Here is an 18,633-nt window from a genome sequence, read left to right as displayed (position 1 = left end):
CATGTCTTTGCTGACGTCCACCCGAGTGGTCTTCCTGGCGACCGTCCTGAGCGGCGCCTCGGCCTGGGCCCAGGCCTCCCTGCCGGGCTTCGCCTTGGAGCGCCTGGAGCTCAACTCCGGGCGGGGCTCCCTGGTGTCTGGCAATGGCGAGCTGCTGCCCGAGGGCGGCTTCCGCGTGGGCATGATGGGGCAGTACCAACACCTGCCCTTCGTGCTGCGCAATGGCACCCAGCGCCTGGAGCTGGTGCGGGGCCGGGCCTCCACGGTGCTCGCGGGCAGCTATGGCTTGTTCTCGTGGCTGGAGCTGGGCCTGCAACTGCCCGTGGTGCTCTGGCAGCACGGGGAGAACCCGGGCAACCTGGGGCTGACGCCCCTCACGCCCGCCGCGCTCGACACGCCGGTGCTCCAAGCGCGCCTGGGCGTGCTGGCGCAGCGCCACGAGCAGCCCGTGGACCTCTCCGTGGACCTGGCCGTGGGGTTGCCCCTGGGCAGTGGTCAGGCGCTGGCGTCCGACTCGGGCCTGCGCTTCCGCGCGCGCGCGACGGTGGGCAGGCGGGTGGGGTGGCTCCACCCGGCGCTGGAGGCGGGCGTGCTGGTGCGCCCGCGCAGTCCCCTGGCCGCCGCGGGCTCCTCCCAGAGCCTGGAGGTGCGCGGAGGCGCGCTGGCGACCACCACGGGCGAGGGCCTTCGGGGCGAGCTGGCCGTGCGAGGCGCCTTCGCCGCCGACACCGGTCAGTCCTCCCTCGAGCTCCTGGGCGGCGTGCGCCTGCCGCTCTCCCCGGCGTTCGATTTGTCTGTCCTGGGCGGTCCGGGCCTGGGCTCCGCGCCCGGGACCCCCATCGCGCGTGTGCTCGTGGGACTGAACTTCCGCTCCGAGCCTCCGCCCGCGCTGGAGCGCCTCGCGGAGGCCGTCCCCCAGTTCCGCCTGGAGGAGGCGAACGTCCCCTCGTCGCGGGTCGTCACCGCCTCGGTGCTGCCCGTGCCCACGCGGGAGCTGCTCCCGCCGCACGTCGCGGCGGAGCCGCTCCGGGCCGACACGGGCGCGCCGCCGGCCCTGCGCGGCACGGTGCGCTTCGAGCCGGGGGGCACCGCGCTGGCCGGAGATCAGCCGGAGCTGAGGCAACTGCTGCCGCTGCTGCGCGCCCTGCCCGCGGAGACCACCGTGCTCATCGAGGGCCAGCCGGAGCTGGAGGCCCGCGACGCGTCCGATCGGCTGCTGCCGCTGCGGCGCGCGCAGGCCCTGCGCCACCACCTGGCCGCGCAAGGGGTGCCCATGGAGCGCATGCAGGCGCGTGTCTCCGGCACGAACCACGTGGAGGTGCTGGTCACGGGAGCGGCCCCGGTGCTCTCCCAGGAGACCCCATGACGCCCACTCCCCCGGCCCACGAGCTCCGGGCCATCCTCGCCGCGTACGAGACGGCCACGCCGCCCGAGGCGGGCGTGCCCGACTGGCTCCGCCGCAGTTGGAACGATCCGGAGGGTTTCGCCGCGACGCTCGCTCCGGCGCACGTGGGCCGGGGGGCGCCCTTCAAGAGCCGCGCGGGCCAGCACCACGACTTCTTCCACGACCTGATGGGCCGCCACGCCGCCACGGAGCGCATCGCCCTGCGCACCTATGACCGCGCGCGCGGGTGGCAGACGCTCAGCTACCGGCAGTTGCACGACCAGGCGGTGCGGCGGGCCGCGGCGTGGGCGCAGCAGGGCGTCAAACCGGGCGCGAAGGTGTGCCTGGTGTTCAACCCCGGGCCGGAGCTGCTGGTGAGCCTGGGGGCCGCCCTGGGCCTGGGGGCCTGCATCAGCCTCCTGCCACCCGTGGGCCGGCGCTTCGTGGCCCGCCGCCTCGCCGCGCTCGCCCCCGAGCACGTGGCCGCCGAGGCCCATCAGGCGCCGCTGCTGGGTCCGTTCGCCAAATGTCTGCTGGCCACGCAGGGGCCGCCGACCCCGACGATCGCCTCCTACACTTACAAGCCGGGGGAGGTGGTGGGCCTGCTCTTCTCTCCCTTGGCGACACCGGCCGGCGTCCCAGTGCCCCTGCTCGCCGGAGACGCCTGGTTGGGCGCGCTGGTGGATGGCCTGCTCACCTTCGGTTTGTCCCCCGGCGAGCATCTGGCCGCGCCCGGCTTCCACCCGCTGCAACACCTGCCGGCCCTGCTCTTCGCCACGCTGCTGCGTGGCGCCACCTACCTGCATCTCGAGCCGGCGGACGTGGAGGCCTCACCGGCCCTGCTGACCGAACATCCCATTCGCGCGCTCGGCGTGACGCCAGCCCTGCGGGACGCCTCGCTGCGCGCTCGGACCTCGCTCAAGACCGTGGGCCATTGGTTTCGCAATCCCGAGGGCCCCCTGGACTGGCAGGCGTGGCGCGCCTGGGTGAAGCAGTGCGGCCTCGCCGCGGTGCCCTGTGCCAATGTGCTCGTGGACGCGGCGGCGGGTGGGACGGTGCTCTGCTCCCAGCGGCGCGTGGGGGATGTGCACCTCGACGCCGCCCCGGCGCCAGGCCGCCGCTGGGCCCTGTGGGACTTCACCCAGACCGGGCAGGAGACAGCGGGCGACACCGGCCTCTTCACCCTGCTGCCCCCCGAGGGCCGCGCCCCCAGCCACATCATCCTCACGCGGGTGAACGAGCACTACCAATACGCCGGCGGTCGCGAGGCCCGGCGCGAGGGGCGGGTCTACCCGGCGGGCGAGGTGACAGAGGCGCTGCGGGAGGCGCCGGGCCCGGCCCTGGTCACCTCCGTGCTGCCCGTACCCACGGGCCTGGCGGGACAGTACCGGCAGGTGTTGCTCGTCTTCACCGAGGGCCGGATGCCAAGCCCGGAGTCCTCCGCCGCGGAGATCCGCCGACGTCTCGAATTGCAGCTGGGGGCCGAGTTCTTTCCCGACCGCGTCGAGTGCTTTCCCCTACACGCCCGCCGGACGGAGGGCCAGTTGAACGAGGCGTGGTGCCATGCCCAGTACCTGACGGGCTCCTTGAAACACAAGGCCTCGGACCCCCTGTTCCAGTCCCTCACCGCCCTGCGCGGCCACGTCCTTTCTCCTGGGTATTGATTTGAAGCGGAAAATTGGTGTGCGGAGGCCGAAATGAAACCCGTTGTGCAGATGGCTGTCCAAGCTCCCTTGCGGCTCCGCCCCAGTGCCCTCGCGGTCTTCAAGCATGGCTTTTCCCATTTCATGCGCGAGCGTTGGGCCCTCGGTTCGCCATCCGTGTCCGCCACGAACGTTGTCCAGACCCTGCCTCTGAGGTCTCAGACTCAGGAACCGCCGTTGCCCGCGAGCGTGGCCTTGGCATCCATGGTCCCTGCCCGCGGTCGCCCCGTGAGCGCGTCTTCCCCGCTGCGAAGGAATACGCTCACGCGGTCCACGACGTCGGTCTCGAGCGTGGGAATGGGGGGGCAGATGCGGCGCTCGTTCGGCACGTCCGCTCGCCCGCCGCTGCCCGAGACCGACAACATCGACGCGTTCACGACGCTGATGAACAAGTATTGGGAGGCGAAGGCGAGTCGATCCCAGGAGGTGAAGAACCACTTCGTGGCCACGCACCTGTCGGAGTTCTTCACCCAACTCACCGAGAGCGGAAAGCTCACACCGTTCGCGTTCAATGACGGCTTCGTCATGCTCTCCTATCTGTCCTTGAAGAAAGGCCTGCGGTTCGATGCTTTTCTCGACGGGGAGGTCGCGGAGTTCTTCGGTGGCGCCAAGACGGGGGCCTCGGTCGAGTTCACGCTCGTGGAGAGCTATACGCAGTCGCTCTCTCCCGAGGCACTCGCGGATCTGCCCTGGTCGGTCCAGCCGGGGACGGCCGTGTTCATCTTCCAAGCCCGGTGCGGGAGCAGGACACGCAACATCGCGACGTTTCGAGGCACCAACTCCGTGGGCAAGGGGCGCGATGCGCTCCTCGGGTACATGGACAGCACCGGTGCCCTGGCCAACTGCTCTCCCGATGAGATTGGCGGGGGCTGCGTCAAGTACTGGTTGAGCTGCAAGGACCATCCGATCGCGAAGTATGCCGATAAAATCGACCTGGTGATCGGGCACAGTCTGGGGGCGGCGCTCGCCCAGGACTACACCGAAGAGGTCCTCCTGCGCACGAGGCTGGCGCCCCTGGGTTACTTCGCGGCGGCGCCCAGACGGAATCGTGCGCCGTGCGCGCTCTGGTTGCAGAACATCCACCGCTTCTTCTATCCATGGAGCGCGCAGGATCCCGTGACCCGGGGCGGCACCCGCGTCTGGCCGGGGATGGAGTTGCGGTTCAGCTGGCTCGACGCCCCCGTCCTGCCAGGGCTCATCGACAGCGGGATGGATCGGGTCTTCTCTCAGCATGGTGCCCTCATTGGCATCCTGGACATCCTCACGAAGGGCAACCGACCGCGGCTGGCCGAGCGACGCGGTACCGAGATTTCCGCCGAAATCTCCGCGTTGGATGAAATCGACCTGGGCCCTTTCGGAAACGATTTCGCGGATGTCTTCCGCCCTCATGTCGTGAGACATGCCTTCTCGCCGACGACCATCGAGTTCATCATGCGGACCCTCGAGGACTACGGTATCGACAAGCAGTTCGGCAAAGGGAAGACCGAGAAGCGGGGACCCGTCTACGGCGAGTTCGTCCACCTCGTCGCGGAACTGATGGCGGAGTCGCCACTTTTCGGGAGCCATTTCCAGTCAGACCCTTACACCACGCTGTGGATTACCTCGCAGCGGATGCATACGTTGTGCAAATCAGAGGAGACCCTGAGCACCTCATTGACCCAGCTCATCGAGGCGCTCGTGAACGGGGTCGAGACCCACATCATGGTCGATGCGTTTGTCTCAGGAGGGCGCGACAGGACCGAGGCGCGCATCCGCCAGGCGCGGCGCTCCTTCGAGAAGCACGGCATCATCACCCTCTAGACGGGCGCGGGTCGGGGCGGAAAGGTCAAGACCGGACTTCGATTCGTTTGTTGTCTCCTCCGCGTTCGTTGAGTGCGCTAGACGCTCCGCAACAGCGACGTCCTCGGGAGGCTCCATGAATCGGGTTCTGGGTGGTGTGATGGTGTGCTGGGTGCTGCTCGCGCCCTCGATGCTTCAGGCGCAGGAGGCGCGCGCTCCGGAAGGGGACGCGGCCACCCACGAGGCGCTGCGCGCGCTCAAGAACGACATGGAGCAGGCGCTCAACGCGCAGGACCTGGACCGGTTGCTCTCGCACCTGCACCCGGACGTGGTCTTCACCACCATGAACAACGACGTGCGCGTGGGCAAGGACGCCATCCGCGCCTACTACGAGCAGATGCGCAATGGCCCCCACCGCGTGGTGGAGAAGCTCACCGCGAAGTTCGAGGTGGATGACCTGACGCGCCTGTACGGCGACACGGGCCTCGCCCAGGGCTCGTCCACGGACCACTACGTGCTCACGGATGGCTCGGACCTCGTCGTCCACGGCCGTTGGAGCTGCGCCCTGGTGAAGCAGGGGGACCGGTGGCTCATCGCCTCCTTCCACTACTCCACCAACGTGTTCGACAACCCCGTGCTGGACCTGGTGAAGAAGCGGGCGGCCACGTTCGGCGGCGTGGGCGGCGTGGTGTTGCTGCTCGGCGGCATCGCCGTGGGCCGCTTCATGGGGCGCCGGAAGGCGACGGGCTGACGCCCTCCGGGACGCGCAGGAACGGCAGGCGCCGGGGCAGGCGCTTCGCCCAGAAACCCTCGATGGAACGTTGGAACAGCCCCAGCAGGGCCACGCCGGAGCGGCCCTCGAGCGCCTTCAGTTCCTCGCGCGCCGTGTCGAGCAGCGCCCGCGCCCGACGGTGCTCGGCGCGCAGCCATGCCTGGCCCGCCACCGAGTCCACGAGCGACGGGTAGTGCCAGGGGTCTCCGCCCTCGGCCCGCACCGCCCGGGCCACCTCGGCGGGGACGTTGAAGAGGCCCTTGCGCAGGTCCTCTCGCAGGTCGCGCATCGCCGAGCACCAGCCGAACGCATCCAAGAGCGCCGGGGCCTCCAGGGCGCGTGCCTCGGCCCGCGCCGCGTGCAGCATCAGGCTCACGGACAGGGTGAAGGTCTCCCGGTGGTGGGCGCGCAGCGCGGCCTCGGAGAGCTCCTGGCGGCCCCGCACGCGCTCGCGGTCGCGCCGCATGGTGCGCACGAGCTGGAGCACCTCGGCCCGCGCCTCGTCGTTGCGCAGCTCCGCGAGGAACCACCGGCCCAGGGTGAGCGCCACGTCTCCGGGGTCGCTGCGTCCCGACTCCAGCCGCGCGAGCAGCCCGTCCACCCACTCGAGCGGCTCGCCCTCCACCGCCCGGTCGCCGTCCAGCACGTCGTCCACGAGCTGCAGGAAGCAGAAGCCCGTGCGGGCCACGCGGGTGGTGCGCCAGCCCGTCAGCGCGTAGCGGTAGAGCACCAGCGCGGGCGGGAGGTAGCGCAGGTGCCGGCGCGAGAAGCGGTACATCTCCCGGGCGCAGAGCGCCTCCACGCGCAGGGCCTCCTGGACGTCCGCGCGCCGGGCGAACGGGGCCACGAGGCGCCAGGTGCCCCAGGCGAGCAGCGCCCCCGCGAGCACGTCCACCAGGTGGTGCTCGTGGATGAGCAGCGTGGAGGCCGCGATGGCCAGGGCCCACAGGGAGAAGCCCACCCGCGCGAGCCACCCGCCGCGCTCGCCATAGGCCAGGGCCCCGGTGCACGCGAACGCGACATGGAGCGACGGCAGGTAGTTGCGCTCCAGGTTCATCGTGTCGGCCACGAGGAACATGAAGGCGGAGCCGTCGTGCACCTGCCGCGCGGGCCAGGCCACCTCCACGGGCAGCACCAGGAAGCACACCGCGCCCACCACGGTCTCCACCGCGAGCGCGAGCACCAGGGGCAGCAGGTCCTTCCACGTGCGCAGGACGAACAGACACAAGAGCAGCAGCACGTCCATGCTCACGTAGACGGCCGACCACGCGGGCACGAAGGGGATGTGACGCTCGAAGGGCAGGTCCACGCGCACGCCGCCCGGGTAGAAGCCCGTCACCCAGCTCGCGCCGCCGTACACGAGCAGGAAGAAGAGCGTGAAGCCCGCGGCCATCGCGGCCGTGAGCGCCACGTCCTCGCGCCGGGGCAGGGCGAACAGCGGCGGGCGGCTCATGGCCGCTCCCCAGGGACGGGCAGCGGGCGGGGGCCCCGCCACATGGACAGCCACACCTGGGAGAACGCGGGGCGGGGCGCCTCGGGGTCCACGTAGCGGCCCAGGTGGATCCACGGCACGCGCGGGTGGCGGTGGTGGGCGCGGTGGTAGTGGTAGTTGAGGAAGAGCCAGCGCACGGGCGCGCTCACGCGCAAATCCCACGCGCCCTCGTGCACGTCCAGGGGCGACCAGGCATGGTCCGCGTACTGGAGCGAGCTCCAGTTGACGGCGAAGGCCCCGTAGCACAGGGCCCATCCGGACGCGGTGAGCCCGAGGCCCCACACCAGGCCGAGCTGCACGCCGAGCGCGAGCAGGGCCTCGGCGCGGAGCGTGGCGGGGGGCAGGTGCTCCACCCGGGCGAAGTAGCTCTCCGCGCCCGTCTGCGCCCCGTAGCGCGTGCCCTTGCCCTGGAGCCGCCGCGCGAGCCCGGGGAAGAGCGCGAAGGTGGCGGCGCCCACCGGCACGAAGGCCCAGTAGAGCCCGGTGAGGATGGAGTACCACTGCGCGTGCTTGAGGAAGCGGTTGTCGCCGGGTTGCAGGTAGTCGAAGCGCTCGCGCGGGGTGCGGTTGTCGCGGTGGTGGGTGAGGTGGAAGGCGCGCTGCAGGGTGTAGAGCGTGGGGAAGAAGGCGGCGGCCAGGCGCCCCAGGGCGTCGTTGACGCGCCGCGAGGGGTGGAGCACGCCGTGGGTCGCCTCGTGCAGCAGCGAGAAGACGGTGTTGTTGACGTAGGAGAAGGCGAGGGCGGCGAGCAGCCGGGCCCACAGCGGCTCCAGGTGCGAGGCGAGCCACAGGCACGCCATGGCGCCCGCCAGCGCGCCCGCCAGGAGCACGCCGTTGAGGGTGGCGGGAATGGGCGTGTCATCCGGGGGGCGCGTCATCCGGGTCCTCGGGCAGCTGGGCGATGAAGTCGAGCAGGGGGCGCAGCACCGGGTCCTCCCGGGCGGCGGCGGACTGGAAGCGCATGCCCTCCAGCACGGACAGGTCCCGGTGGAGGAACGCCGTGTAGAGCCAGCGCGACAGGGCGAGCCGGGCCGGGGCGAGGCCCGGCAGGAGGCTCGGGGGCGAGGCGACGGACAGCGTCACCTGGGTGCCCTCGGGGTGGGGGAGGAAGGCTGCGAGCAGGGCGCCACGCACGCGGCCGAGGTCGCTCTCCACCGCGAGCAGGCTGCCGCCATACAGCGTCAGGGTGACGCGGATGTGATCTCCGGACAATGCCTTCATCATCCGGTCCGACAGCCCGTTGCCGGTCACGCGCGAGGTGAAGCGCAGGCGCAGGGTGAAGGCATCGGGCCGCTCGAGGCGCGGGGGCTCGCGCAGTTCGCGCAGATGCACGGTGCGCAGGTGCTCGATGTCGAAGGCGTTGGTCACCAGGGGCAGCCACCCGCACTTCACCGTCACGGGCGGGGCGGCGCGCCAGCGCAGCGCGGGCGGGCCCACCTGGGGCGGGGGAAAGAGCACCACCGGCCCGTTGAACACGAGCACGTTGCCGTGGCGCTCCACCACGGGAAAGGCCCGCTGGGACAGCCGCCGCGGGGGATGACAGACGCCGCGGCCGTCGAACGCCAGGTGGTGCAGGGGACAGCGCAGGCACTCGCCCACCACCGTGCCCCGCGCCAGGTGCGCGCCCATGTGGGGACAGTGCGCCGCGAGCGCCTGCACCTGTCCCGACTCCGTCCGGAAGAGCACCAGCTCCCGTCCCGCCAGACTCCACGCGCGCACCTGTCCGGGCCGCAAGTCCTCCGAGGCGCAGGCCGCGTACCAGGCGCGGAACCACGGGGACTCCGGGTGGCGCGGGACGTGCGCCGATGCCGCGACATTGACCGCCATGCCCTGGACCCTAGCGGATGGCGGGTGGGTGGTCGACGGTCCCTCCTTCGTGTTAGGGCTCGCGCCCCATCGGGAAACACCGACAGTGGAGGCAACCATGGCGGATTGGGCGATCATCACCGGCGCGAGCCGGGGCATTGGACGCGCGGCGGCGGCGCGCTTCGTCGCGGAGGGCTGGCGCGTGATGAATGTCTCGCGCCAGGCGTGCCCCGAGCCCGGCGTGCTCAACCTGTCCGTGGACCTGTCCGTCCCGGGCTGGGAGGCCACCGTGGAGCGCGCCCTGGGCGAGTCGCTCGGACAGGCACCGGGCGGCCGGGTGTGCCTCGTGCACAACGCGGCCTTGTATGGGCATGACGACGCGCTGTCCCTCACGGGCGCGCACCTGCGGCGCGTGCTGGAGGTCAACGTCGTGGCCCCCGCGGTGCTCAACGCCCTGGCGCGCCCCTACCTCACCGATGGCTCCTCCATCCTCTACGTGGGCTCCACGCTGTCGGAGAAGGCCGTGCGGGGCGCCGCCACCTACGTGACGTCCAAGCACGCGCTCGTGGGGCTCATGCGCGCCACCTGCCAGGACCTGACGGGCACGCGGATCCACACCGTGTGCGTCTGCCCCGGCTTCACGGACACGGAGATGCTGCGCGAGAGCGTGGGCAGCAGCGAGGCGGCGCTCGCGGCCACGGCGGCGCGGCACACCCAGGGCCGGCTCATCGCTCCCGAGGAGATCGCCGACGTGCTCGTGTACTGCGCCCGCTCGCCGGTGCTCAACGGCGCGGTGCTGCACGCCAACCTGGGGCAGATCGAGACCTGAGCGGCCTCAGGTGCCCGCGGCGTAGACGGTGCACGACGAGGTGCACGTCTCGGAGACGCGGACCTTGGCCACCTGGGTGCCGGGGATGTTCACGCGCTCGAACACCCAGGCCGCGAGCAGCTCGCTCGTGGGGTTCTCCAGGCCGGGCACCTCGTTGAGCAGGCGGTGATCGAGCTGGGCGTGGAGCGGCTGCCAGAGGGCGGTGAGCTCCGCGAAGTCCACCACCCAGCCTTGCACGGGGTGCACGGGACCGCGCAGGGTGACCTCCACGCGGTAGCTGTGTCCGTGCACCCGCGCGCACTTGTGCCCCGGGGGCACGTGGGGCAGGAAGTGCGCGGCCTCGAAGGTGAACTCCCGCGCGATCTCCGTGACGAGGGCGGGCTTCTTGACGGTGGTGGGCTCCATGGGGGCGGGCTTGTACCGTCATTCCGGCGCGGGCGTCGAGCCGGGGGGCTCGCGGCTCAGATTTCGTGGCCCGTCTGCTCGTACACGAGCACCTTGTAGGCGCTCGGCAGGAGGATGACGTTGAGCGTGCGCCAGTGGTCCCCGTTGGGTCCGGTGGAGAAGCGCCGGAAGGAGGAGCGGACCTGGACGGTCTCGGGCGGACGGCCGTAGGTGCTCAGCAGCGCCGGGTGCAGGGACTGGTACTGCGAGTACATGCGCGAGGGGAGCTGGGCATAGGCGAAGGTCTCCGGCGCGGGGTCCGCGCGGTAGCCCGCGTAGAGCGGCATCGCCAGCACGGCGCTCGCGGCCTGCTCCAGTGCCGCCGCGCCCGTGTACGGCCAGGCGAAGTCGAACCGGCGCAGGTAGGCGTACTGGTCCTCGCGCCAGGTGTTGGCCGCGTCCAGCGCCGTCTGGAGTCCGGGCGCGAGGGGCTGCTCCAGCAGGGTGAGCGTGTGGCCGGACGGGGCGGGCGGGGGCTGGGTCACGCACGTGCCGCCGACGCAGTCCACCTGGAGGCGGTACTTCTTGCCCGCGGCGTTGCCCCAGCCCACCACCACCAGGTACTCACCCGAGGTCGGCAGGGTCGCCACGTCGATGCGGCTCAGCTCGCCATAGCCCGAGTCGTCATCCTGGAAGAGCACCGGGCCGGCGTAGCCGCCGTTCGCGTCCTTCGGTCCGTAGAGGAACAGGCCCGTGTCCAGGTACATGGAGCTGCCCGCGTGTGTCACCTCCAGCCGCACCTGGGTGCCCGCGGTGGCCTGGAGCGTGTAGCCGTCATAGCCGGGCCGCGAGCCACAACTCGCCTGCACGGCGCCGCCCATGGCCACGGTGCCGCCGCGCGCGACCCACGCGCTGTCCGTCGCCGGAGGCGGGGCGATCTGTGCCTGGGCCTCCTCCGTGGGCGTCACCGGCGCGGGTGTTCCCGGCATGGCGGCCTCCGGTGCCTCCGACTCCGACACCGGCTCGAGCGGCCCTCCACACGCGCCCAGCAGCACCACCGGCGCGATCCATTTCATGGCGTTCCTCACATCACCTCGCATCGTCCTGACCTCCTTCGCGACTCGTTCGCTCAAGCCGTCCATGTGTTGCCCAACGAACCTCCTTTTCTCGCGGATCGCGAAACACCGTCTATACGTGGACGAGGGGCACCGCTAGACTCGGGTTGACGCGCGGCGTCGTGCGTTCCCGGGCCCGCCATCCCGGGCAGCGGAGAGCCCACACCACAGAATGAGACAACCACCGCTTCCGCACGACCCGGGTCTGTTCGCCGGTTACGGCCTCATGCCGGGCAGCATCGACGAGCTGATGGGCCCCGATGGCGTCGCCCGACAGGACTTCCAGAAGCTGTTGGCCGTGTTGGGCGCGCGCCCGCCGGAGGACTTCGCGCGCATGCAGGCCCTGGCGGAGCGGGCCCTGCTCAACCAGGGCGTGACGTTCTCCGTGTACTCGGACCAGCGGGGCACCGAGCGCATCTTCCCCTTCTGCCTCATACCGCGGCTCGTGTCGGCGTCGGACTGGGCGCACATGGAGCGGGGCCTGGAGCAGCGCATCCGCGCGCTGGGCCTCTTCCTGGATGACGTGTACGGCCCGCAGCGGCTGTTCGCCGAGCGGCCGGAGTTGCGCGAGCTCATCCTCAACACGCCGCTCTATCTGCCGCGGCTGAGGGGCGTGCGGCCCGCGGGCCGGGTGCGCATCCACATCGCGGGCATCGACCTCATCCGCGACGGGCGCGGCACCTACCAGGTGCTGGAGGACAACCTGCGCACGCCCTCGGGGGTGTCCTACGTGATGGAGGGCCGCATCCTCTCCAAGCGCGTGGTGCCCGACGTGCTGGAGATGGCGCGCGTGCGCCGCGTGGACCACTACCCGGCGCGGCTCGCCGAGACGCTGCGCGCCGTGTCGCCCGAGGATCCGGAGCACTCCACCGTCGTCATCCTCACGCCCGGGCCGTACAACTCCGCCTACTTCGAGCACAGCTTCCTCGCGCGCACCATGGGCGTGCCGCTCGTGCATGGCGAGGACCTGTTCGTGGACGACGACCGCGTCTTCCTGCGCACCACGCGCGGGCCGCGCCGCGTGCACGTCATCTACCGGCGCATCGACGATGCCTTCCTGGACCCGGAGGCCTTCCGTCCGGACAGCATGCTGGGCGTGCGGGGGCTCTTGCGCGCGTGGGCCGCGGGCAACGTCACCCTGGCCAACGCGCCGGGCAACGGCGTGGCGGACGACAAGGCCACGTACGCCTTCGTGCCGGACTTCATCCGCTTCTACCTGGGCGAGCAGCCCATCCTCGAGCAGGTGCCCACCTACGTGTGCGCCCGCGAGGAGGACAGGCGCTACGTGCTCGAGCACCTGAACGAGCTGGTGGTGAAGACGGTGGACGAGGCGGGGGGCTACGGCATGTTGATGGGTCCCCAGTCCACCGCCGAGGAGCGCGAGGACTTCCGCCAGCGCATCCTCGCCCACCCGCGGCGCTACATCGCCCAGCCGCGCGTGGAGCTGTCCACCTGTCCCACGTGGGACGCGGCCACGCGCAAGGTGGTGCCGCGTCGCGTGGACCTGCGGCCGTACATCCTCACCGGGCCCCAGGGGCCCTGGGTCCTGCCCGGAGGCCTGAGCCGCGTGGCCCTGCGCGCGGGCTCCTACGTCGTCAACTCCAGCCAGGGCGGCGGCTCCAAGGACACCTGGGTGCAGAAGGAGGCCGTATGATCGCGCGCATCGCGGAGAACTGTTTCTGGTTGGGCCGCTACCTGGAGCGCGCGGAGAGCACCGCCCGGGTGTTGCAGATGACGGGGCAGCTCGCGCTGGACGCGGAGCTGGGCGCCGAGCAGTTGTGGACGCCCGTGGTGGTCGTCTTCGGCGAGCACCCCGCCTTCACCGCGCGGTATGGCGCGGAGCGCGAGGCGGACGCCGAGGACGTGCAGCGCTTCATGACGTGGGAGGAGTCGAACACCTCCAGCCTGTTCAACACCCTCTCGGCGGCCCGCGAGGCCGCGCGCACCATCCGCGAGGTGGTGAGCAAGGAGTGCTGGGAAGTCACCAACGAGCTGTACCTGTGGCTCCTGGGCGACGCGGGCCGCGAGGAGTTCGAGCACTCGCGCTACGGCTTCTTCCAGCACATCCGCCGCATGGTGCAGCTGTGCCTGGGCCTGTTTCGCAGCACCATGCTCCACGACACGCCCCTGGACTTCATCTGGCTCGGGGTGATGCTCGAGCGCGTGGGCCAGACGGCGCGCCTCTTGGACGTGCACCACCACGTCTTCTCCGGCATGCGTCCGGGCCACCCGGTGGTGGAGACGGCGCTGTGGCTGTCCCTCCTGCGTGCCTGCTCCGGCTTCGAGCCCTTCATGAAGACCCACTCGGGCCGGGTGACGGGGGACGCCGTGGCGTCCTTCCTCCTGTTCGAGTCGCGCTTTCCCCGCTCGGTCCACTACTGCCTCGACTCGGCGTACCGCTACCTGGTGCGCCTGTGCCCGCCGGACGCCGAGCCCCAGCTGCCAGGCAGGCGGACGCTGGCCCTGTCCCTGCCCCTGCTCGCCGAGCTGCGCCCGCAGGCGCTCGCGAGCCCGGATGCCACGGTGCATGCCCTGCTCACCCGGATGGTGGAGGGGACGGCGGACCTGTGCGCCCTCATCTCCGAGGAGTATTTCGGCCGCAAGCCCCCCGAGGCCCCCGTCGCACTGGGAACGCAGGTGATGGCTGGGTAGATTCGCGGGCCACATGCTCAACCTGCTCGCGCTGTCCTTCGAAGGAGAGCTCGCCCCCAGCCTCGACCTGCGCTGCCTGTCCCCGGGCCGCAAGCCGCCCGATGGCTGGGGCGTGGGCTACTACCCGGGGGGCGAGTTCGCCGCCGCGCTGCTCAAGGAGGCCGGCCCCCACCCGGGCAGCACCCGCAGCGAGCTGGTGAGGACGTGGGATCCGCTGGAGTCCTCCATCTTCCTGCTGCACCTGCGGACCGCCACCTGGGGGCCCATCACCGAGGCCAACACCCAGCCCTTCTGTCGCAGCGCGTGGGGTCGCGACTGGCTGCTCGCGCACAGCGGCAGCCTCGAGCAGCGTCTGCCCATTCCGCCGGGCGCCACCTTCGAGCCCGTGGGCTCCACCGACTCGGAGGCCCTGTTCTGCCGGCTGCTCGACTGGATGCGCGAGCAGGGCTGGCACAGCCTCGGGGACGCGGATCCGGCGCAGCTGCGCGGCTGGCTCGAGGAGATGAATGGCCTGGGGCCCATCACGCTCGTCATCTCGGACGGGCAGGACCTGTGCGTCTACGCGGACCGCACCGGCGCCACCAGGTGCTGGCTGTGGCAGCTCGCGCCGCCCTATGAGCGGCTCATCCTCGGCGACGAGGACCTGGAGCTGGACCTCACCAAGCGCGGCGCCAAGAGCCGCAAGGGCTTCATCGTCAGCACGGATCCCCTGACCTCGCGCACCGAGGTGCCCGCCCACTGGAAGCAGATCTCCCCGGGCGCGCTGCTGCTCATCCGCCAGGGCGCCTTGCGCGCCGAGGTGCTGCCCTCCTGGAGCCAGGAGGCGGGCGCGCCCCCGTCCTCCGCCGTCACCGAGTTCGAGGCCCGCAAGCGCCTGCGCCGTCCGCCGGTGGCCCCGGTGCGCGTCATGGACGTGGTCCACCGCACCGTCTACCGCTACGACCAGCCCGTGGAGCGCAGCGCGCACAAGCTGCGGCTCACCCCGTTCCACGACCGGCTCCAGTCCCTGCTGTCCCACGAGGTGAGCATGTCCTCGGGCGTCACGCGGGCCGACTACGAGGACGTCTTCGGCAACCGCGTGCGCAAGGTGCTCGTGGAGTCGCCCTACACGGAGCTCGTCATCGAGGGCCGCTCGCGCGTGGAGCTGCGGGACACGGATCCGCTCGGCTACCGCCCGCTGCGCGAGCGCTCCACGCTGCCGCTCGTGTGGATGCCCTGGCAGCGCAACATGCTCCAGCCCTACCTGCTGCCGCCGGAGCTGCCGGACACCCAGTTGGACGAGCTGGTCGAGTACGCGATGAGCTTCGCGCGCCGCAACGACTTCGACCTGCTCGACACGCTGCTGGACATGAACTTCAGCATCTACAAGGAGTACCGCTACGTCCAGGGCTCCACCACGCTGAGCACCACGCCCTTCGACGTGTATTCGGAGCGCCAGGGCGTGTGTCAGGACTTCGCCAACGTCTTCATCTGCCTGGCGCGCCTCTTGGGCGTGCCCGCGCGCTACACCTGCGGCTACATCTACACGGGCCCCAAGCACGCCAACCAGGCGCAGGCCGAGGCCTCGCACGCCTGGGTCCAGGTGTATCTGCCCGAGGTGGGCTGGAAGGGCTTCGATCCCACCAACGGCATCCTCACCCAGACGGACCACGTGCGGGTGGCGGTGGGCCGTCAGTACACGGACACCACGCCCACCGCGGGCACCATCTACCTGGGCGGTGGCCGCGAGCGCCTGGAGGTGTCCGTGCGCTGCGAGCCGGTGGAGGGCTGACGGGCGCGCTCAGTACCACGCGCGCAGGCGCACCTCGATGGCCCCGTCCGGGCCCACCAGGCGCTTGAACTCGTTCAGGTCGCTGCCGCGCGAGTGGTACGGGTAGACGATGCCGGGCGTGAACGCGCGCACCGCGTCCGCCGCCTGCTGCACCGTCATGGTGTAGGGCAGGTTCATCGGCACGAAGGCCACGTCGATGTCGCGCAGCGCGCGCATCTCGGGCGTGTCCTCGGTGTCGCCGGCGATGTAGACGCGCCGCTGCGTGTCCGAGAGCACGTAGCCGTTGCCCCGGCCCTTCTCGTGGTAGCCCAGGCGCTCGGGCGTGAGGTTGTACATGGGCACCGCCTCGACGCGCAGGCCCGCCACGCTCGTGGTCTCCCCGTTGGCGAGCACCCGCGTGACGGCCTGGAGCGCGGCCGGCAGCTGCGTGTACACGGCCTGGGGCGCGACGATGACCGTGTCCGGCGTCACCAGCGCGCTCAACCGCTCCACGCTCAGGTGGTCCGCGTGGAGGTCGGTCAAGAGGATGACGTCCGCGGCGGGCAGGCCCTCGAAGCGCGCGGCGTCTCCCACCGGATCGACGTAGTGCGTCTTGCCCATCCACCCGAGCGCGAGCGTGGCGTGGTTGATGGGGTGGATGACGATGTCGCCCTGGGCCGTCGGGACGCGGTCTCCCGACATGTCCACGTCGGGGATGTTCGTCCCGGGCGGGGTCACCGGCTCGGCGGTGCAGGAGGACAACAGCAGCAGGGTCGTGGTGGTGGCGAGGGCGCGGCGCAGGTGCATGGGAGTCCAGGGACAGGGCTTCACTTCTGGGATTCGGGCGTCTTGCGGGCGGTCCGCTTGCGCCGGGACGACGCGCCCACCTTCACCTCGTCGCTGCGCTGCACGCGCACGTGCAGGAAGCGCTGGAGTTGCTGCAGGGCCATGTCGTGGTCGGTGTCGCTCTCCGCGGCGCAGCAGTCGCTGAGCACGGTGATCTTGTACTCGTGCATGTGCGCGTCATGGGCGCTGAAGAACACGCACAGGTTCGTCGCCAGGCCCGCCATGAGCAGCCGCTTCGTTCCGAGGTGCTCCAGCAACGGCACGAGCGACGTGGCGAAGAAGGCCGAGTGCTTGGGCTTGAGGATGAAGTAGTCGTCGGGCGCGGGCTTGAGGGCGCGCGCCACGGCGCGTCCCCGGGCGTCCTTGCGCGTGCAATACCGGTAGAGCTCGGCGAAGTCGCTGTGCCACTGGTCGAAGTTGTCGTTGACGTAGATGACCGGCACGTTGGCCTTGCGCATCTGCTCGGCGAACGGCCCCAGCCGCTCGGTCATGCGCAGGGCCCAGGGCAACACGCGTTCACCTCCGGGGAACTCCAGATCATTGAGGACGTCGATGATCAACAGGGCGATGTCGGAGCGCTGGTCGGGCATGGGCGTGGGCCAAAGGGCCGAACGTAACGAGCACGTGCGCCCTGCTCCATCCCGCCGCGCGGGAGTGTCCCCTGGAGGTCAAACGAGCCGCCCAGCCCCCCGCGCGGGTGTGAACCAGTTCATATCTCCGCGTGAAGTCCATGCGGTAGAGGGGGCGGGTTTTTCTCCCGAGAGGCTGTCCGCAACCCCATGAAAATCGCTCAGTCCTGGCTGTCGTGTGCCGTTCTGATGTCCAGTCCCGCCCTCGCCGCCGCGAACGCGGACGCCGTGCCGGATCGCGCGGCGCTCGAGCGCTCCGTGGCCAGCGCGCTGCACGTGCTGTCCACCGCGCCCAACACGGACGAGGCGCTGCTCCAGTTGGAGACGCTGATGCCGCACCTGGGCGGGCTCTACCTGGGCGAGGATGGCGCGGCGCACGTGCTGTTGACGGAGGATGCCCCCCGGGGCGAGCGGCTCACGGCCCAGTCCATCGGAGAGGCCGTCGCCCAGCTGCGCTCCCACTCCGTCACGGGCCAGCGGCAGCAGCGCCTGGCGCCCGCGCAGGTGGAGTCGGCGCGCTTCCGCTTCTCGGAGCTGGCGCGCATTCGCGACTACGCCACGGACGTGCTGAACCTCGAGGACGTGCAGAGCCTGGACGCCAACGAGCGCGCCAACCGGGTGTCGGTGGGCGTGCTGTCCGAGAAGGCCGAGGCGCACGTGCGGGAGTACTGGGCGCGGCTGGGTCTGCCGGCCGAGTCCCTGGACGTCACCCGGCAGCGGCGGCTCGAGGCCATGGCGACCCTGAGCACCCAGACGCGGCCCATGCCCGGCGGCTACTCCATCCGCAATGGCAACTTCAGCTACACCACCTGCACCGCGGGCTACACCGCGTACAGCGCCTCGGTCGGCCGGTTCGGCTTCATCACGAACTCGCACTGCACCAACACCTCCGGCGGCGTGGAGGGCACGCTCTTCTACCAGGGGGGCCCCTTCGCCTTCGCCACGGAGTACCTGGATCCCATCTTCCAGACGTCCTCGAGCGTGCCGGGCTGTCCGTCCGGGCAGCTCTGCCGGCGCAGTGACTCGGCCTTCGCGGGGGACGCGAACTCCTCCAACTTCGAGCTGGGGGCGGTCGCCCAGCCGGTGGGGTACTGCTCGCTGCCGCAGACCCACTGCACCACGACGGTGAACACCTCCTCGCTCATCTACCCCCGCACCTTCGCCAGCGCACCGATGGTGGGCCAGTACTTCGAGAAGGTGGGACAGACCACGGGCTGGACCTATGGCCAGCTCGACAATTCCTGCACGACGGTGCGCGATGCCAGCTCGGGCCGCTACTTCGTGTGCCAGTACACCGTCTACGCCGGCGTGGACGCGGGCGACAGCGGCTCGCCGGTCTTCACCTGGAACGGCACCCACAACCCCATCGGCGGCATGCTGTGGGGCGGGGATCCGGCGACGCACGATTACTTCGTGTTCAGCCACTCCTCGGACATCGCCGCGGATCTGGGCACGCTGTACTACTACTAGCCGCGCGGATGGGGACACGGAG

General features: G+C 70.9%; 16 protein-coding genes. 9 read left to right on the top strand and 7 right to left on the bottom strand.

The features are described from left to right. The first annotated feature begins 1 nt into the window (after position 1). The 4 genes from I3V78_RS34830 (at position 2) to I3V78_RS34815 (ending at position 5,617) form a co-directional block, all read left to right on the top strand. Positions 2–1,366: an OmpA family protein gene (locus I3V78_RS34830; RefSeq protein WP_204494632.1), complete on the top strand. Its 1,365-nt coding sequence runs from the start codon at positions 2–4 to the stop codon at positions 1,364–1,366. Continuing rightward, positions 1,363–3,048 (top strand): AMP-binding protein, encoded by a 1,686-nt coding sequence (locus I3V78_RS34825; protein ID WP_204494630.1) that lies wholly within the window; start codon positions 1,363–1,365, stop codon positions 3,046–3,048. Before I3V78_RS34830 ends, I3V78_RS34825 begins: the two co-directional genes overlap by 4 nt. 348 nt (positions 3,049–3,396) lie before the next feature. Then, positions 3,397–4,887, top strand: a complete 1,491-nt coding sequence (locus I3V78_RS34820) for an alpha/beta hydrolase family protein (RefSeq protein ID WP_204494628.1) — start codon at positions 3,397–3,399, stop codon at positions 4,885–4,887. Positions 4,888–5,002: 115 nt separating this feature from the next. Beyond that, entirely contained in the window at positions 5,003–5,617 is a 615-nt protein-coding gene (locus I3V78_RS34815) for an SgcJ/EcaC family oxidoreductase (RefSeq protein ID WP_204494625.1), read from the top strand. Here I3V78_RS34815 and I3V78_RS34810 read toward each other — a convergent pair. The 3 genes from I3V78_RS34810 to I3V78_RS34800 are packed head-to-tail and all read right to left on the bottom strand — an operon-like array spanning position 5,589 to position 8,957. Further along, on the bottom strand, positions 5,589–7,091 hold the full coding sequence (locus I3V78_RS34810) for a phosphatase PAP2 family protein (RefSeq protein WP_204494623.1): 1,503 nt from the start codon (positions 7,089–7,091) through the stop codon (positions 5,589–5,591). The genes I3V78_RS34815 and I3V78_RS34810 overlap by 29 nt on opposite strands. Beyond that, entirely contained in the window at positions 7,088–8,008 is a 921-nt protein-coding gene (locus I3V78_RS34805) for a fatty acid desaturase (protein WP_204494620.1), read from the bottom strand. Before I3V78_RS34805 ends, I3V78_RS34810 begins: the two co-directional genes overlap by 4 nt. Continuing rightward, positions 7,989–8,957 (bottom strand): Rieske 2Fe-2S domain-containing protein, encoded by a 969-nt coding sequence (locus tag I3V78_RS34800; RefSeq protein WP_204494617.1) that lies wholly within the window; start codon positions 8,955–8,957, stop codon positions 7,989–7,991. The genes I3V78_RS34805 and I3V78_RS34800 overlap by 20 nt, the downstream gene beginning before the upstream one ends. A 97-nt stretch (positions 8,958–9,054) precedes the next feature. Here I3V78_RS34800 and I3V78_RS34795 point away from each other — a divergent pair, with 97 nt between their 5' ends. Continuing rightward, positions 9,055–9,765 carry an SDR family oxidoreductase gene (locus I3V78_RS34795; protein WP_204494615.1) on the top strand — a complete coding sequence of 237 codons (711 nt, stop codon included), beginning with the start codon at positions 9,055–9,057 and terminating at the stop codon, positions 9,763–9,765. A gap of 6 nt (positions 9,766–9,771) precedes the next feature. On the opposite strand, the gene queD is transcribed toward I3V78_RS34795, so the two are convergent. Then, complete coding sequence (gene queD / locus I3V78_RS34790; protein ID WP_204494613.1) at positions 9,772–10,170, bottom strand: 6-carboxytetrahydropterin synthase QueD; 399 nt, start codon at positions 10,168–10,170, stop codon at positions 9,772–9,774. A 56-nt stretch (positions 10,171–10,226) separates the two neighbouring features. After that, positions 10,227–11,225 carry a hypothetical protein gene (locus I3V78_RS34785; RefSeq protein WP_239576877.1) on the bottom strand — a complete coding sequence of 333 codons (999 nt, stop codon included), beginning with the start codon at positions 11,223–11,225 and terminating at the stop codon, positions 10,227–10,229. Positions 11,226–11,436: 211 nt separating this feature from the next. On the opposite strand from I3V78_RS34785, the gene I3V78_RS34780 reads away from it, so the two are divergent. The 3 genes from I3V78_RS34780 to I3V78_RS34770 are packed head-to-tail and all read left to right on the top strand — an operon-like array spanning position 11,437 to position 15,687. Beyond that, on the top strand, positions 11,437–12,918 hold the full coding sequence (locus tag I3V78_RS34780; protein WP_204494609.1) for a circularly permuted type 2 ATP-grasp protein: 1,482 nt from the start codon (positions 11,437–11,439) through the stop codon (positions 12,916–12,918). After that, positions 12,915–13,916 (top strand): alpha-E domain-containing protein, encoded by a 1,002-nt coding sequence (locus tag I3V78_RS34775; protein ID WP_204494607.1) that lies wholly within the window; start codon positions 12,915–12,917, stop codon positions 13,914–13,916. Before I3V78_RS34780 ends, I3V78_RS34775 begins: the two co-directional genes overlap by 4 nt. Positions 13,917–13,929: 13 nt before the next feature. After that, on the top strand, positions 13,930–15,687 hold the full coding sequence (locus I3V78_RS34770) for a class II glutamine amidotransferase (RefSeq protein WP_204494605.1): 1,758 nt from the start codon (positions 13,930–13,932) through the stop codon (positions 15,685–15,687). Positions 15,688–15,696: 9 nt separating this feature from the next. Here the strand turns inward: I3V78_RS34770 and I3V78_RS34765 are convergent, their stop codons facing one another. After that, complete coding sequence (locus tag I3V78_RS34765; protein WP_204494602.1) at positions 15,697–16,473, bottom strand: MBL fold metallo-hydrolase; 777 nt, start codon at positions 16,471–16,473, stop codon at positions 15,697–15,699. Between the two features lie 20 nt (positions 16,474–16,493). After that, on the bottom strand, positions 16,494–17,102 hold the full coding sequence (locus I3V78_RS34760; protein ID WP_204494599.1) for a cysteine hydrolase family protein: 609 nt from the start codon (positions 17,100–17,102) through the stop codon (positions 16,494–16,496). A 189-nt stretch (positions 17,103–17,291) separates the two neighbouring features. On the opposite strand from I3V78_RS34760, the gene I3V78_RS34755 reads away from it, so the two are divergent. After that, positions 17,292–18,611: a chymotrypsin family serine protease gene (locus tag I3V78_RS34755; RefSeq protein WP_204494597.1), complete on the top strand. Its 1,320-nt coding sequence runs from the start codon at positions 17,292–17,294 to the stop codon at positions 18,609–18,611. Positions 18,612–18,633: the final 22 nt, after the last annotated feature.

This window comes from Archangium primigenium (assembly GCF_016904885.1).
GTDB classification, from domain to species: domain Bacteria; phylum Myxococcota; class Myxococcia; order Myxococcales; family Myxococcaceae; genus Cystobacter; species Cystobacter primigenius.
Note: the sequence above shows the minus strand (reverse complement) of the source record. Positions and strands in the feature narration are given on the sequence as shown.